The sequence below is a fragment of the Salinicoccus sp. ID82-1 genome, assembly GCF_021991715.1.
Taxonomy (GTDB): domain Bacteria; phylum Bacillota; class Bacilli; order Staphylococcales; family Salinicoccaceae; genus Salinicoccus; species Salinicoccus cyprini.
The window spans coordinates 114,020-129,930 of the sequence record NZ_JAGFLY010000002.1 but is presented as its reverse complement, the minus strand read 5'-3'; the positions used below and the strand labels follow the sequence as shown (position 1 = coordinate 129,930).

Annotated in this window: 19 protein-coding genes; 5 read left to right on the top strand and 14 right to left on the bottom strand. The window is 49.2% G+C overall.

Going from position 1 to position 15,911, the window contains the following annotated elements:
* Positions 1-97 precede the first annotated feature (97 nt).
* The 5 genes from J4760_RS06185 to pta all read right to left on the bottom strand — a co-directional run bounded on the left by J4760_RS06185 (position 98) and on the right by pta (position 4,136).
* Positions 98-622, bottom strand: a complete 525-nt coding sequence (locus tag J4760_RS06185; protein ID WP_145290065.1) for a YwhD family protein — start codon at positions 620-622, stop codon at positions 98-100.
* Between the two features lie 12 nt (positions 623-634).
* Positions 635-1,936 (bottom strand): HD domain-containing protein, encoded by a 1,302-nt coding sequence (locus J4760_RS06180; protein ID WP_237605113.1) that lies wholly within the window; start codon positions 1,934-1,936, stop codon positions 635-637.
* An 89-nt stretch (positions 1,937-2,025) separates the two neighbouring features.
* Positions 2,026-2,238 (bottom strand): hypothetical protein, encoded by a 213-nt coding sequence (locus tag J4760_RS06175; protein ID WP_145290059.1) that lies wholly within the window; start codon positions 2,236-2,238, stop codon positions 2,026-2,028.
* A 109-nt stretch (positions 2,239-2,347) separates the two neighbouring features.
* On the bottom strand, positions 2,348-3,157 hold the full coding sequence (locus tag J4760_RS06170) for a lipoate--protein ligase family protein (protein WP_237605112.1): 810 nt from the start codon (positions 3,155-3,157) through the stop codon (positions 2,348-2,350).
* On the bottom strand, positions 3,150-4,136 hold the full coding sequence (gene pta / locus J4760_RS06165; protein ID WP_145290054.1) for a phosphate acetyltransferase: 987 nt from the start codon (positions 4,134-4,136) through the stop codon (positions 3,150-3,152). The genes J4760_RS06170 and pta overlap by 8 nt, the downstream gene beginning before the upstream one ends.
* Positions 4,137-4,271: 135 nt before the next feature.
* Between pta and hemQ the strand changes: the two genes are divergently transcribed.
* Positions 4,272-5,018 carry a hydrogen peroxide-dependent heme synthase gene (hemQ, locus tag J4760_RS06160; protein WP_237605111.1) on the top strand — a complete coding sequence of 249 codons (747 nt, stop codon included), beginning with the start codon at positions 4,272-4,274 and terminating at the stop codon, positions 5,016-5,018.
* 226 nt (positions 5,019-5,244) lie between these two features.
* Here the strand turns inward: hemQ and J4760_RS06155 are convergent, their stop codons facing one another.
* The 6 genes from J4760_RS06155 to J4760_RS06130 form a co-directional block, all read right to left on the bottom strand.
* Positions 5,245-5,940, bottom strand: coding sequence for a hypothetical protein (locus tag J4760_RS06155; RefSeq protein WP_145290049.1), 696 nt, complete (start codon positions 5,938-5,940; stop codon positions 5,245-5,247).
* Entirely contained in the window at positions 5,937-6,821 is an 885-nt protein-coding gene (locus tag J4760_RS06150) for an ATP-binding cassette domain-containing protein (RefSeq protein ID WP_237605110.1), read from the bottom strand. Before J4760_RS06150 ends, J4760_RS06155 begins: the two co-directional genes overlap by 4 nt.
* Positions 6,811-7,191, bottom strand: a complete 381-nt coding sequence (locus J4760_RS06145) for a GntR family transcriptional regulator (RefSeq protein ID WP_145290043.1) — start codon at positions 7,189-7,191, stop codon at positions 6,811-6,813. Before J4760_RS06145 ends, J4760_RS06150 begins: the two co-directional genes overlap by 11 nt.
* A 432-nt stretch (positions 7,192-7,623) precedes the next feature.
* Positions 7,624-7,989, bottom strand: coding sequence for a DUF423 domain-containing protein (locus tag J4760_RS06140; RefSeq protein WP_145290040.1), 366 nt, complete (start codon positions 7,987-7,989; stop codon positions 7,624-7,626).
* A gap of 22 nt (positions 7,990-8,011) precedes the next feature.
* A complete protein-coding gene (locus J4760_RS06135) occupies positions 8,012-8,335 on the bottom strand; it encodes a DUF5327 family protein (protein ID WP_237605109.1) in 324 nt (107 codons plus the stop codon).
* Complete coding sequence (locus J4760_RS06130; RefSeq protein ID WP_237605108.1) at positions 8,332-8,985, bottom strand: uracil-DNA glycosylase; 654 nt, start codon at positions 8,983-8,985, stop codon at positions 8,332-8,334. Before J4760_RS06130 ends, J4760_RS06135 begins: the two co-directional genes overlap by 4 nt.
* A gap of 117 nt (positions 8,986-9,102) precedes the next feature.
* On the opposite strand from J4760_RS06130, the gene thiD reads away from it, so the two are divergent.
* The 4 genes from thiD (at position 9,103) to folE2 (ending at position 11,932) form a co-directional block, all read left to right on the top strand.
* Positions 9,103-9,933 (top strand): bifunctional hydroxymethylpyrimidine kinase/phosphomethylpyrimidine kinase, encoded by an 831-nt coding sequence (gene thiD / locus J4760_RS06125; RefSeq protein WP_145290030.1) that lies wholly within the window; start codon positions 9,103-9,105, stop codon positions 9,931-9,933.
* A gap of 69 nt (positions 9,934-10,002) precedes the next feature.
* Positions 10,003-10,362 carry a DUF1806 family protein gene (locus J4760_RS06120; protein ID WP_145290027.1) on the top strand — a complete coding sequence of 120 codons (360 nt, stop codon included), beginning with the start codon at positions 10,003-10,005 and terminating at the stop codon, positions 10,360-10,362.
* A gap of 11 nt (positions 10,363-10,373) precedes the next feature.
* The gene (bshB2, locus tag J4760_RS06115) at positions 10,374-11,042 is read left to right on the top strand and encodes a bacillithiol biosynthesis deacetylase BshB2 (RefSeq protein ID WP_237605107.1); all 669 of its coding nucleotides are present in this window, start codon (positions 10,374-10,376) and stop codon (positions 11,040-11,042) included.
* Positions 11,043-11,053: 11 nt separating this feature from the next.
* Positions 11,054-11,932, top strand: a complete 879-nt coding sequence (folE2, locus tag J4760_RS06110; protein WP_145290021.1) for a GTP cyclohydrolase FolE2 — start codon at positions 11,054-11,056, stop codon at positions 11,930-11,932.
* A 77-nt stretch (positions 11,933-12,009) separates the two neighbouring features.
* Here folE2 and J4760_RS06105 read toward each other — a convergent pair whose 3' ends face one another.
* From J4760_RS06105 to J4760_RS06095, 3 genes are all read right to left on the bottom strand, one after another.
* On the bottom strand, positions 12,010-13,023 hold the full coding sequence (locus J4760_RS06105) for a CNNM domain-containing protein (RefSeq protein WP_237605106.1): 1,014 nt from the start codon (positions 13,021-13,023) through the stop codon (positions 12,010-12,012).
* Entirely contained in the window at positions 13,016-14,413 is a 1,398-nt protein-coding gene (locus tag J4760_RS06100; protein ID WP_237605105.1) for a hemolysin family protein, read from the bottom strand. The genes J4760_RS06105 and J4760_RS06100 overlap by 8 nt, the downstream gene beginning before the upstream one ends.
* A 328-nt stretch (positions 14,414-14,741) precedes the next feature.
* Positions 14,742-15,701 (bottom strand): DMT family transporter, encoded by a 960-nt coding sequence (locus J4760_RS06095; protein WP_237605104.1) that lies wholly within the window; start codon positions 15,699-15,701, stop codon positions 14,742-14,744.
* Positions 15,702-15,911: the final 210 nt, after the last annotated feature.

Below are 15,911 nucleotides of genomic sequence, written 5' to 3'. Positions count from 1 at the left end.
ACCGTGTCCTAGCTATAGCATGTATAACTAGTTTCATTTTATATTTCAGAAAAGCAATCTGCAATCGTTTTCGGCCTTTGACACAATACCGTCACATTTAGTCATGCTTCATCTCTTCCTGCAGTGCAGTCGAGTTGTCCCATATCTCTCTATTGTGGGACTGGAGGAATGACTTCAGCGAGGAACGGCTTTGTGGATCCATTTCGTTCAGGTCGATCTTGCCCTTCATGGAGCGGTCCATCATATTGACGTGCTCCGGCATGAGCTTGTAGCCGCGGCGCTTCGTCCGGTTGACCATTTCAAAGCATGCTGCCACACCGCTATAGACGGGACCCGTTTTCAGGCGTTCGACGGTCACCCACACGAGCCAGTATGATTTTGCATCTTCGCCTTCGACTTCCGACTTGTCGGTCACCCATTTGACGCGCCGTTCAACCTCTGCACGCGCGTGCAGTCCGCCCATATCTATGAAGACTTCCTGGGTGTCGACCGCCACATAGACCGGTGCCACATTCTCAAGGCTGATCGAACCGATATTCTGGCCCTTGTGCCCATCGAGCGGGTCATTATTGATGATATTGAATTTGAATCCCGGCTTCTTATCATTAGAGTCGTTCGTCATATTATCAAACTCCTATGCCAATTCATTAAGTAGATTTATAATTTCGCCCTTTGTTTCAAGGTCTTCTATCTGAAGAATCTTCTCTTTCGGGTAATAGAGCTTCGAGTCCATGCGATGGACACCGGTGATGCTGTGGATGATCGCCGACTGTGTACTGATTTCGCGCAGTTCCCCATTGTCGCGCTTCAGATGGATCGGCCTGCGGTTGCTTTTCGATCCCGGCCGGTCATAGTCATACGGCAGATCGGAGTAGGAATCGCTGAAGAAGTAGTACTCCGGCGGAATGCCGGCCTTTTCAAACAGCGCCTCGAGCTCCGATATGGTGATCACTGAACCGTCAAACGGCAAGTACTTGAACAGGTCGCGGTTGACGAAACGGTGGGCAAGGTCGCTCAGTATTTCATCGTCTTCATGAATCCACTCCTGCAGATAGAAATTGACGACCATCTCGTCGAGACGCAGGTAGTCCTCGACGGTCACATCCCCTGCGAAGAAAGGAATGAAGTACTTCGGTGCCTGCTTGAATTCGTAGCCATCCTCGTGCAGATACTTGGCACGCTTCAGCGCAAGATCAAGCAGCACCTCCCCGCCTCTTGAGACAGGATGGAAGTAGATCTGCCAGTACATCTGATAGCGGCTCATCAGGTAGTCCTCGACTGCATGCATGCCGCTTTCCTTGATGATGACCTCTTCCTTGCCTGGACGCATCACACGGAGTATGCGTTCCATGTCGAAGTTGCCGTAGCTGACACCGGTATAGTAGGAGTCGCGCTGCAGATAGTCCATGCGGTCGGCATCGATCTGGCTTGAAATCATGCTGATGACGAGTTTATTTTCATGCGTCTTGTCGATGACTTTCGCGACTTCAAGCGGGAAGTCCACACTCACCCTTTTCAGTACGGCATTCACTTCCGTATTGCCGAGAATGATTCTGCGTGTAAATTCCTCATGATCCGTATCGAAGATTGTCTCGAAGCAGTGGGAAAATGGTCCATGACCGAGGTCATGGAGCAGCGCTGCAGCCAATGCCAGCAGCCGGTTTTCATTATCCCACTCTTTGAACTCCCTGAAATTGACGACCATGCGCCGCACAATTTCATATACACCAAGCGAATGATTGAACCTTGAATGCTCTGCGGAATGGAAGGCCAGATATAATGTGCCGAGTTGTTTGATCCTTCTCAGCCGCTGAAATTCCTTTGTCTTGATCAGATCCCATATCACCTGATCGCGTACATGAATATATCGATGTACCGGGTCTTTGAAGACCTTTTCCTCTACAAGCTGCTTTTTTCCATATTCACTCACTGTCATCCGAACGGCCTCCCTTATCACTATAATATCATAAAAAGAAGGGTTACCAAAGATAGGCAACCCCGCATAGGTACTGGATTCAGGACATGTCAGTCGTCCTCTTCGTTATCGAGCGGCTCCTTCTCGTCCTTCTGCTTCTGGACATCATCTTTTCTTTCAGCTTCCTCTTTATTTGCCTGCTCAGGCGGGCTGTCCGGCGGCACATCTTCCTTCACTTCACCTTCCGGTCCCTTGTTCTTTTTATTTTTGAGCTGCTGCTCGTCTTCTTCAGTCGTCATTCTTCTATTCTTTTCATCGGCCATCAAGATCCACTCCTTTTTTAGAATATATTCCACTTCCATAAAAGGATTAAACGCCGATTTGCATATATTAAAGACCACCCTCGGCGGGTGGTCTCGATACATTCCATTTTCATCTGTCGGGATGGATGTCCCTGTTGCGTGTTTTCATCCGCTCAAGATGGTACGCATACCGCTGCCGGGTACTGTCATCCATCTCCGGCAGGAATTCGATGGAACCGGACTGCCGGATGATATCGAGCATCCGTTCAAGCACCGACTCGACCGTATAGTCCGCTTCAAGCAGCTCATTCAGTGACGCCATATCATCAGGTTGTATATCCGGGTAGGAAAACTTGGTCTCTGACTGCTTTCTGCTCGCGTGATAAAATTTACGCATGATTTCTGCACGTGCCGCACCGCTGCCGGTGACACAGAGGTAGATCTGCACCGCCACGCCCTGCCGGATTCTACGCTGGGAGATGCCGGCAAACTTGCGGCCGTTGATGCTGAGGTCATAGCTGCCCGGACAGTAGCTGTGCACAATCTCGCCTTCGTCGATATCTGCATCAGGGAATGTCCCCCGTACAAGTTCAAGCATCAGATCATATCCATCATCAATCTGCGCGGCTTCCGCCTTCGGCAGGATGAGTGAAATATTCAGTACACCATGATCCAATACCACACCGAGTCCCCCGCTGTTTCTGACAATATAGTCGAATCCAGCCTTTTCAAGCTCGGCGAGCCCATCCTTCAGAAAGGGCAGCCTTGCATCATGGAGTCCCAGGATGACGAACGGATGATGCACCCAGGCTCTGAATTTCGGGATGCCATCATCCGTCACCATCTCCTGCAGCGTATCATCCATGGCAAACGACATATAAGGATGAGGCGTGGCCTCAATCGGAATATAATGCCAGTGCTCGGAAAAAAGCTTATGCATTATCCAATGTCAGTGCCTGGGTCGCAGTGAACAGTGCGAGTGTGAACACTTCGTCTTTCGAGCATCCACGGGAGAGGTCGTTGACCGGCTTGTTCAAACCTTGCAGGATTGGTCCATAGGCTTCGAATCCACCCAGTCGCTGGGCGATCTTGTAGCCGATATTGCCTGCTTCAAGGGAAGGGAATACAAATACGTTGGCCTGCCCCTTCAGTTCGGAATCCGGTGCCTTCTTCTCTGCCACACTCGGTACAAATGCCGCATCAAACTGAAGTTCCCCGTCGATCGGTACTTCAGGCAGCTTCTCTTTCGCATACTGGGTCGCAAGCTTCACCTTTTCCGTCTCTTCGGTCTTCGCAGAGCCTCTTGTGGAGAAGCTGAGCAGCGCAACACGCGGGTCCATCTCGAAACTTCTTGCCGTCTTGGCAGTTTCGACCGCAACCTCAGCCAGTTCTTCAGCGTTCAGTTCCGGATTGATGGCGCAGTCTCCCATGACGTACAGTTCATCTTCCCGCAGCATGAAAAATACACCGCTTGTGCGTGTGACGCCAGGTTTCGTCTTGATGATCTGAAGTGCCGGGCGGACTGTGTCCGGTGTCGAGTGCACAGCACCTGATACAAGACCTTTCGCACGTCCCGTATGCACGAGCATTGTACCGAAATAATTGACGTCCTTCAGGATTTCCTGTGCCTGTTCTGCAGTCACCTTGCCTTTACGGCGCTTGACGAATTCGTCCACCAGCATCTCCATATCTTCATAATCGACCGGATTGATGGTTTCGAGCGCGCTGATATCCAGCTGCTCTTTATCAGCCAGTGCTTCAAGCTCTGATGCGTTGCCAAGAATGATCGGTTTGACGTAGGATGTTTCAGCAAGTTCCACAGCGGCCCCGAGGACCCTCGGGTCGTTGCCTTCCGGAAATACGATTTCGATGTTTTTACCTTCCAGGTTCGTTTTGAGATTTTCGATGAATTGACTCATAATACCCTCCTTGGTTAGCCTTTACATACGCTATATTATACTCTTTCTGTCACATTATTTCATCCCCATGTGCTTTTAAAACGTTTTCTTATCGAGTAGAATGAAAGCAGATATCAAAAAAGGAGAGATACACTAATGAATGAAGCTGCGCAAACACTTGATGGCTGGTACAGTCTTCACCTTCTCTACAATGTGGACTGGACATCCCTCCGCCTGCTTGAAGAAGAAGAGATGAACACACTTGTTTCAGAATTGAAAGGCTTCATCGAACGCCAGGAAGAAGTGCACAAGAGAAATGAAGGCAGCTATGCCTTCTATAACATCACCGGCCAGAAGGCTGATCTGATCCTCTGGATGCTGCGTCCGACAATCGATGAACTCAATACACTGGAACTGGAATTCAACAAGCTCGCAATCAGCGACTTCCTCATTCCATCCTATTCGTATGTTTCCATCGTCGAACTCAGCAACTATCTTGCCAAGGAATCCGACGAAGACCCATACCAGAATGAATATGTCAGAAAGCGCCTCTATCCGGAAGTGCCGAAATCCCGCTACATCTGCTTCTATCCAATGGACAAGCGCCGCCAGGGAGATGACAACTGGTATATGCTCGATATGGAGAAACGCCGTGAACTCATGCGTTCCCACGGCATGATCGGCCGCGGCTATGCTGGCAAGGTCAAGCAGTTCATCACCGGTTCCGTCGGCCTCGACGAATACGAATGGGGTGTGACACTCTTCTCTGATGACATGCTGCAGTTCAAGAAACTGATCTATGAGATGAGATTTGACGAAGTATCCGCCCGCTACGGCGACTTTGGGGACTTCTTCGTCGGCGTCCACCTGCCGGTCGAAAATATTTCCGCCTTCTTCAGATAAGGTTCAGGTTTTAATATTCACCTGATTGGTTATATATAAAATGAATGCACTTATCGAAAGAGTTGGGAGGAATCACGATGGGAAGAATACTACGCAAACTTATCCCTTTGGCACTGCCATTCATCATCAAAAAGTTCAAAAACCGTAAAAAAGGCGGAAGCAGCAAGTAGAATGCTCATGCCTTGAAATAGAAGACCCCCTCGGGATGAGGGGGTCTCTTTTCGTGCTATTTGACTTTGACCGGCACTGAACGGACAAGCGACTGCAGAATCGCAATCGTGAAGAAGATCAGGAACAGGCTGAAGATGATTGTCATGAACAGGTTGCCTGAAGCATACTGTGTCACGTCCATGTCGAATACCGTCCCTCTTGTCTGCCACATCCACAGAGAATCGATGGCGACCAGGATACATAGGCTCAGCACAATGGATATCATGCCGCCAAGGAAGCCGCGGTAGAATCCGATGCTGATGATGAAGCCACCGAGGAAGAACGTGAAAGTCGTCAGCAGATGTCCAATTACATGGGCCACTGGACTGCTTTCAAGCGGCCCCATGACGAGGCCGGTGCCAAACCATGGCATCAGACCCATGATGACTGAAATGATACCCGTAATGACGGCGAGCGCGATGGTGATGATGCCGCCCGTCAGAAGCATCGATCTCAGGAAAGTCCGTCTCGTCAGTCCGAGGCTGATCGATAGTTCAAGGAACATGAACACACTCAGAATTCCGGATACAAGCATGAAGATTTCATTTGCTGAGAGCGACATGGCGTAGAATGACATCCCGTCTATTTCGGGATCACTCAGGAATATCGATACGAGAATATAGATGATCACCATGATCGGCAAGTACCAAAGCGTCCATTTGAAAATCTGGCTCGAGAAATCCATTGTTGCCAGCTTCACTTTATTATTCATTGCACACTCTCCTTCTCTTCAGTCATTCTTATGAAAAGCTCCTGCAATTTCAAAGGTGAAATGTTGAGATAGCTTGACCTTGCTTTTGCCTGCTGCGCTTCATCCATGCGGCCGAGCACCATGTCGGAGCGGGTCGGCCCGAGATTCTGTCTGGCCAGCACATCCATGTTGTGAGTGAATTCAGCGACTTTCTCTTCCGGTCCCGTAACCCTGAAGCCCCGTTCGAGGAACAGATCGAGCGGTTCCTGAACCAGCACCCTACCGTGATGGATGATGATGACTTCATCAAAAAGGTACTCCATCTCGGAAACAATGTGCGTCGAGAGGATCATGGTTCTCGGGTGACGTTCATTCGCCTCCAGCACTTTCTGGTAGAAGTATTCCCGTGAAGGCGCGTCCATGCCGTTCGTCACTTCGTCGAAAATAGTGATTGCAGAATTCGACGCCAGGCCGATGATGGCATTCACCGCCGCCTGCTGTCCTTTCGACATGCGATTGATCGGCTTGTCGTAAGTGATGCCGAATCCCTGAAAGAGGGTTTTTGCATAATCAAGATCGAAGTTGTCCTTGTACCGTTTTGTCAGCTTGCACAGGTCCATTGGCGTCCGGTACTCCTCCGAGTAGTCCACCTCATAGAGAAAATCCACCTGCGGCATCAGTGCTTCATTTTCATACGGATCCTGTCCATCAATCGTAATCGATCCACGCGTCGGTTTTCTGAATGAAGCAATCAGTGAAAGTAGCGTGGTCTTGCCGGCGCCATTGCGTCCGAGCAGTCCATAGACCTTACCTTGCTCCATCTTCAGCGTAATATCTTCGAGCACATTATCCTTCTTTATATCGAGAGACGCATTCTTGATTTCCAATACACTATTCGTCATTCATATTCCCCTCCATCTCCTGAATCAATCCTTCAATCTCCTGTCTTGTAAATCCTAATTTCGCCGCCTCCTGCATCATCGGTTCCAGGTATTCACTGACAAAACTGTCCTTCCGGTCACCAAGCAGTACACTTCTCGCTTCCGGTTCAACAAACATGCCCACACCACGCTTTTTGTATATGATGCCTTCCTCCACTAGCTGATTCACACCTTTCGCAACCGTCAGATGATTCACTTTGTAGAACTGGACGATTTCATTCGTCGAAGGAATCCGGTCGTGTGGTCTGAGCGTGCCGTCGATAATCTGGTCACTGACCCAATCCTTGATCTGCTCAAAGATCGGTTTCTTATCGTTAAGCATTCCCGACATACGCATCCTCCTCAACTTGTTATATAGTTACGTATATAACTATATACCACCAGGTGGAAAATGTAAACACTTTTGTTTGGGTGGAGAGAGGAAGAGGATGGCGGGCGGAGCGCTGATTGTCATTCGTGGAGACGACGAACGTTAATTGGAGCGTTAACTGTCATTCGTGGAGGCGACGAACGTTAGTTGGAGCGTTAACTGTCATTCGTGGAGGCGACGAACGTTAATTGGAGCGTTAACTGTCATTCGTGGAGACGACGAATGTTAATTGGAGCGTTAACTGTCATTCGTGGAGACGACGAATGTTAATTGGAGCGTTAACTGTCATTCGTGGAGGCGACGAACGTTAATTGGGCCCCCAACCCGCACTGCCCCGTCCCAACACTCATTTTCCCAAAAGAAAAACCCCGCCGAAGCGGGGTTCAATAAAAATTATAATTTGATCATGCCGATGATCAGGCATATCCAGCCGGCGAGGAAAAGGACGCCGCCGATTGGGGTGATTGCGCCAAGGATGGAGATGCCACTGATGGCGAGAATGTAGAGCGAGCCGCTGAAAAAGATGATGCCGAGCAGCATCAACCAGCCGGCAGCGCCAAGCAGCGGTGCACCCGTCACCTGTACGAGAATACCGACGACAAGCAAGCCTAGAGCATGGTACATCTGATAGGAGACAGCTTTTTCCCATACGCTCATATAGTGTTCGCTGATCTTGCCTTCAAGGCCGTGGGCACCGAAGGCACCAAGCGCCACTGAAATGAGCGCGTTGACCGCTCCGAGTATGATGAAAGTTTTCATTTATTTTCTCCTTTGGATCATTCTAGAAATCGAACAGCGACTCGCCGTTGCCGAAACCGTCATCTGTCCTGAGTGTCTCTTTAGTCAGCGGTTCCTGTGCCCCGCGGTTCTGTACAGGCCGGCCGCCCATCTGTTCGAGCATCATCCGGTCCTGTTCCGACAATGACTGCCCGGCAGACGCCCCAGCCGTTGGCGCAGATGCCGCCGGAATGTCACCTGCACTCGTCTTCAGCAGTCCGAGCAGGCGTTCCATCGCATACAGATGCTTTTCGAATTCATGCGGCTGGCTGGCCACTTCCATCCTATGAAGTTCCTGCTTCAGTTCCGCAATGATTTCACGCTTCATTCGTGTTCACTCCAGTCGACCGGTCTTCTGCCATGGGCCTCCAGATATTCATTGGTGCGGCTGAAGGGCTTCGTTCCGAAGAACCCTCTGTAGGCAGACAGCGGACTCGGATGGGTGGACTTGATGACGCAGTGCTTCGACGTATCGATCAGCTTCTCCTTCTTCTGGGCTGGTTTCCCCCATAGAATGAAGACGACATGCTCGAGGTTGTCGGAGACGTGTCTGATGATACCGTCCGTAAACGGCTCCCAACCGAGACCGCGGTGGGAATTCGCATCATTGGCGTCCACTGTCAGCACCGTGTTGAGCAAAAGGACACCTTCCTTCGCCCAGTCTCTCAGACTGCCTCCCGTCCTGACGATGCCGAGGTCATCTTCCAGCTCCTTGTACATGTTCCTCAAGGATGGCGGCACTTTGACACCTTCATTGACTGAAAATGCAAGGCCGTGCGACTGCCCTTCGCCATGATACGGATCCTGTCCGAGTATGACTACCCTTACGTTTTCAAATGAGGTCAGCTCGAAAGCGGTATATATCTGTTCACGTGGCGGGAATACCTTCCCATTGCTGTACTTTTCTTCAAGTGTCGATTCCAGTTCCGTAAAGTCATTTTCTTCTTTGATTGATTGAAAAACTTCTTTCCATTCCATAGAATTCTCACCTCTGTCTAAAGTTTGATTATATCATCTAAACAAGCATGTCTCTAGAAATATACCCCTGATTATAGTAAAATATAATATTATCAACGATATTGGAGGAATAGACTCATGGCACTTAAAAAGACACTCACAATAGCGGGTTCTGATACAAGCGGCGGCGCAGGAATTGCTGCAGACCTGAAGACATTCCAGGAGCATGAAACGTACGGCATGACCGCACTGACTACGATTGTGACGATGGACCCTGAAACATGGTCCCACGGTGTCAATCCGATTCCTTTGGATGTATTTGACGCCCAGATCGAGACGGCGCTTTCCATTTCACCGGACGCCATCAAGACCGGCATGCTGCCTTCTGAAGAAGTCATCGAACGCAGCAAGCACGCATATCAGAACAGTGATGCGAAGCACTTTGTTGTAGATCCTGTCATGGTATGCAAAGGCGATGATGAAGTATTGAACCCTGGGCTCGTCGACGCGATGGTCGAGCATCTGCTCCCGCATGCAACAGTCGTTACACCAAACCTTTTCGAAGCAGGACAGCTTGCTGGCTATAAAACACCGAAAACGCTGGATGCAGCCAAGAAATGTGCTGAAGTCATCCACCAGAAAGGTGCACAGCATGTCATCATCAAAGGCGGTTCCGAAATCGAAGGCGACAAGGCTGTTGATGTCTACTATGATGGCAAAGCCTTCCACCTGCTTTCAAGTGATAAGATAGACGCATCCTACAACCACGGCGCCGGCTGTACGTTCGCAGCAGCAATCACAGCGAACCTTGCCAATGGCCAGGAGCCGCTCGAAGCGATCCGGAACGCCAAGGCATTCGTCACTTCAGCAATCAAGAACGGCTGGAAAATGAACGACCACGTCGGTGTCGTCCGGCACGGTGCATTCAATTCTGTAGAGCAGATTGAAGTTACGGACGAACAAATATAGTCGGTTTTTTTAAAAGAGATAGTACGACTATCTCTTTTATCTATGCTATTTTAAGGAGCGCTCATATCAATGGAGAAAATCAATCATGAACAGGTTCAGGAGCTGCTTAACAGCTATCAGAACAAGCAGGTATACGTCCATGTGGAAGTCACAAGCGGCATGTATGCCAGCCACATGGATGAACAAGTATTCAACGCGGGCATGTTCCTGAGGAATGTCCCGGTCACATATACGCAAGGTGCTGTCAAAGGCGGCATCAACGGCGAATTCCGCGTCGGTCTGAAGCTTGATAACGGTGGCTGGATCTACGTTCTCGGACTGACGCATTTTGAAGTCAATGAGAACGATGAGTTCATCATGCACGGATTCAACTACGATGGAAAATTGGCCACTGCACTCGAAATTTCTACAAAAGAGTTCTTTAAATAGGAGGAGCAGCTATGGAAAAAGAAAGGCAAGTACTCGTCATCTTCCCCCACCCGGACGATGAAGCTTTTGGAGTAAGTGGGACAATGAGCCGCTATGTCGATATGGGTGTACCTGTCACATACGCCTGCCTGACTTTCGGCGATATGGGAAGAAACCTCGGCTATCCTCCATTCGCAACAAGGGAATCACTGCACAGCATACGCAAAAAAGAAGTCGAGGAAAGTGCGCGACTGATCGGTCTCGATGACCTCAGACTGCTCGGCTATCGCGACAAGACACTCGAATTCGAAGCACCCGGGCATCTCAAAGGTGTCGTGAGAGACATGATAGATGAGCTCAACCCGAGCAGGATCATCACCTTCTATCCCGGCTATTCCGTCCATCCGGACCACGAAGCCACTGCAGAAGCAGTTGTTGCAGCCGTATCCGAAATGCCGGCAGCCGACCGTCCGAAGCTGCAGCTCGTCGCCTTCAGCAATAATACACTTGAAGACCTTGGCGAGCCGGATATCATTGTCGATATCGAAGGCTATGAAGCACGCAAGGAGAAGATCATGGCGGCCCACGAATCACAGACAGGCCCACTGCTCAGAACGCTTGCAGGCAACACCCAGGAAAGTGAAGCCGTCCGCCAGATGTGGATGAAAAATGAATCATTCTACAGTTATGATATAGATTAAGGAGTAGAAACATGGAAGAATTGGATCTTACTACTAGAGAGGGGCGTTTCAGGCACTTCGGCTCCGTCGACCCGATTGAAGGTATGAAACCGGTCGAGAAGGAAATGATGGTGGATCTGCAGAGCTCAAAGAAAGACTTTCTTTTTGAAGTCGACTCTGTAGGCATCAACAACCTGAGCTATCCGGTCGTCATCGGGGATTTCCAGTCCGTTGGTACTTTCGAGCTTGCAACCAGCCTGAGAAAGAACGAAAAAGGCATCAATATGAGCCGCATACTGGAATCTCTGGAAACAGAGAATAACGCAGGCGTACCGCTTGAATTCGAAACACTCCAAAGAGTTCTGGAAATACTGCGTGCCCGCATGCACCAGGAAGAAGCGGAAATGACGGCAGATGGCAAATGGTACTTCTCAAAACCGAGCCCACACACTCAGCTTTCCGGCATGGCCCATGCCGATGTAAAATATTCGATGAGGATCTCAGAGTCAGGCGTCGAGCGCAAGCAGCTCGGCATGACCGCGATGGTCACAACACTGTGTCCATGCTCCAAGGAGATCAGCGAATACAGCGCCCACAACCAGCGCGGTTATGTTAAAGTGTTGCTCGACATCGACCCTGAAGCAGAACTGCCTGAAGACCATAAGGAGCAGCTGTATGAAGTATTGGAGATCAACGCCTCCTCCCAGCTCTACCCGATCCTGAAGCGTACGGATGAAAAGATGGTCACAGAACGCGCGTATGAAAATCCGCGTTTTGTAGAGGACCTCATCCGTCTGATTGCCTATGATCTCGTAGAACTCGACTGGGTCAAAGGCTTTGAACTCGAATGCCGCAATGAAGAAAGCATCCACCAGCATGATGCCTTCAGCAGAATGTCATACCAGAAATAACGCAATCACATGAAGAAACGAGGCAACGATGCTTATCGCATCGTTGCCTCGTTTTTTTAGCCCTATTCATTCCATTGCTATTCTCTTATAAGTGGCAGCATGTTGTCGAGCGCATCATTGATGGTGATGACTCCAATGAAGTCGGCACCGTCCATGACTACTGCCAGCTGCTCACTCGACTGGCGCATGCGTGTGAGTGCTTCATAGACGAGAGTACCTGCATCCAGTACAAAGGACGGACGTGCTATATTTTTAACAGGACGCTCTTTCGGCTCCAGTAGAGTATCACGGACATGTATCACTTGCGGGGCCTCTCCGTCATCTCCCATTATAAGAATTCTTTTGTGCCCTGAAAGCTCTGTAGCCTTATGGACATCTCCGACTGTAGCATCGGATGCCACTGTCGTCGGCTTTTCTTTTTTTGAGACAAGCGCCTCTACTTTCAGTGTTTCCAGATCGAGTGCACCTGAAATAGGATTGCGTATGGAGGAATCAAGTGCACCGACATTTGCTGAATGTTCTACGAGGTGCCGTATTGTTGCAGCATCCTGTCCACCTACTGCGGCGGATTCGACGGGTTCAACCCCTGAAGCTTTTACAAGCCTATTCGCGATGCTATTGATCCATAACAGCAACGGCCGGAAAATCCAGATGAAACCGCGTGCGGGCAGACCGATCAGCATTGCCGACCTTTCCGGATGCGCGATGGCCCATGATTTAGGTGCCATTTCTCCAACAACAAGGTGCAGGAATGTGACAATCAATAAGGAGAGGAGAAAAGAAGCACCATCTGCCAGCCAGTAAGGTAATCCTACTTCTGCAAAAACTGGAGAAAGCCACGAATCTACTGCCGGTTTGGTAACCGCACCAAGAGCAAACGTGCATGCTGTAATGCCCAGTTGTGCACCTGCCAGCATGACCGTAAGCTCATTTACGGATTTCAACGCAGCACGGGCACTCCGGCTTGTCTCTGCAGACTCCTCCAACCTGTGCCTACGGGCGCCAAGCAGTGCAAATTCGATGATGACAAAAAATGCACTCAACACTATAAGTCCTGCTGTTACAACAAGAACAATCCATGGATTAGTCATTACGGTGCCTCCTCGACTGCTCGTTTGCCAGCGTTTCATCATCATGAGATGCATGAAGCTTAAGAGAGACCGAAGTCGGTACATATCGATCAACTTCCATTACCTCCGCCTCCAGATAGCGACGTATCGGATCGTCATGAATAAAATCGCCTGGATCTATCGGCAAATCGATGTTTACGCGCTCGCCGGCATCCGGGAACGTTCCGAAATGGGAAATAAGCATACCAGATACAGTTTCGTAGTCGCCTCGTGGAAGCTGATAGCCAATTTCCCGCTCAGCTTCGTCAATATGGATATCTCCACTCATCTGCCAAATATCCTCTCCTCCGGATTCGACAGTAGAAGCAATTTCTTCATCATGTTCATCTGTAATTTCACCTACTATTTCTTCTGCCAGATCTTCCAAAGTGAGTATACCTGTAAAACCACCATACTCATCGATGACACAAGCCAGATTATTCCTGCTGTCGATCATATTTGACCGTGCCTCCGGCAAGGACATAAGAGTGGGAATGACAAGAGGTGGCTGCATGATCTGTGTCACTGGTGCGTCATCAGAAGTTGCGGACAGTACATCTACAAGGTGTACGATACCTATAGGCTCATCCTCATCGTTGATGACAGGATAGCGTGTATGCGCTTTGGCCATCAATGCTTTCACTTGCCCGATTGTAGCATTCTTTTCAACCGTATCTGCACGTGAACGCGGAATCATTGCGTGCTCGACATCCTGCTGTGGAAAATCGAGGATACGGTCCAGAATGACGGAAAGCTCTTCCGGAAGGTCGCCACTTTCCCTGGAATCCGCCACAATGTGCTCCAGATCGCGGGCTGTCGCACTACTATCGACATCATGGACAGGTTCAATCTTCAAAAGCCGCAATAATCCATTGGCCGCCATATCGAAAACCTTGATCAGCCATCCAAAAATGGCAAGATAAATATTCGTCGAGCGGGCAAGGTTTCTTGCCAGCGGCTCCGGATTTGCGATGGCGAGGTTTTTTGGATACAATTCACCAAAAATCATCTGCACAATGGTGGACAATACCAATGCAATCACAGTACCTACTGAAATACTTACAGCAGCAGGTACTCCAACACCGCCGAGCAGGACACCCAGGCTTCTGCCGACCAGAGGTTCTGCGACATAGCCAATGAGCAGCCCGGTCACAGTGATGCCGAGCTGTGCACCAGAAAGCATGAAAGACGTACGCTTTGTCACGGATAGTGCAACTTTTGCTGCTTTATCCCCTTGATCCGCCAAGGCGCCGAGCCTTGAGCGGTCGACAGACATATAGGCAAATTCCTGAGCGACAAAATAACCGTTCGCTGCGATTATCGCAAGAATTACCACTATACCAAGCAGAAAAGTCAGTACGGCCGTCAGCATCAGCCACTCACCACCCTACTGAAGTCAGCAGAACATTTGAAACATTCTACCTCAAATGCGGGTGAAGTGCCATCTTCTGATGAATTTTCACCAGTCCCATCGAATGCTGAGCATACCAATACCTGTGGTATCGCAACAATCATAGATATCATTGATTTCCTCCATTTTGCATAGTTTGCTCTCTAGTATACCCTGGATTATGTTGATAGAAACAAAAAACTAATCCATTCTCTTTTTCACCATACCATCACTTTCCTCCGCAAAAATACTGCTTATGAAAGCTATAGTAAAAACCTTCATGGCTCATTATGAAAGTGTTCCTTACCGATCAGCCATGGTGGACTTCCACATTCATTCTAGCCAACTTCCTGGTTGAAATGGCGGAATGCAGACTATGGAGAATCATGCCGAAAATGATAAGTATCATACCGAAAATGGTCAAAGAGGACGGTAACGCTGTATGCAGCAGAAGCATTTCGCCAAGGAGGGCAAACAATACTTCACCTGATTGAGTCGCTTCAACGCCAGCCAACTTCGAAGGGCTGTCCTTTACAAGTTCTGTTGCATAGAAAAATAGTACAGTGGCGATGACGCCTGAACTTACAGCAACGATGAATGACTGGGAGACCTGTCCAGAACTCGGCAGGCCGTGAACAACCGTTCCATAAACCGCCAGGATGATCCAGAGCGGCATGCTGGCTATGGTCATGCCAAGTACACGCTGAATGGTTGATAGACTGCCTCCAACCAGGTGCATCATTTTCCTGTTACCAAGTGGATAGGCAAAAGCAGCCACTATCAACGGCAGAACGCATAGCAGAACATTTTGCAGTGGCACGGTGGATGCATGTTCCAACTGCATGATGAAAACACCAAAAAGGATGACCAGAGAAATCAATATGCTCGCCAAAGGTATCCGTCTGCTCATGCTGCTGTCCTGATTCAGCAGAGGCACAAGTAGGGAACCAGCTATGATCGTCATCTGGAAAGTTGCTGCCACGAGCCAGCCTGGACCATACACTGTAGCAAATGCAATGGGGGTATAGAAAAATCCAAAACCGACAGTACTCCAGACAATCCAACCGAAAAGATTTTCCCGAAGATGTCTGAGTACCGGAAGAAGCTTCCCTTGCAGGAATACGATCAGCACGAGTATCGGCAGCATGAAGAAATAACGCAGAGAAGCACTCCACGCCCAATGACCCCCCGACAATTCCATCGACCGGTTCAGAATGAAAGTTACGGAAAAAAATAAAGCACCTAGAAGACCTAATAGAATTGCTTTCATATTAACCTCCTGCTGTCTAGTTCCTATAATGAACGAAGTACAGTAATTGTATTCTAAATTTTCAATAAAGTATATAGGATAAATCGGGTTGTACGCTGCATGCATCATGATACAGGCAGGTCTCCATTGAATACTTTCTCTTTCATATAGAAAAATCTCCCCTGGAGGGAGACCTTAGATTGAAGACAAACCCCGTTTTAACACGGGGTT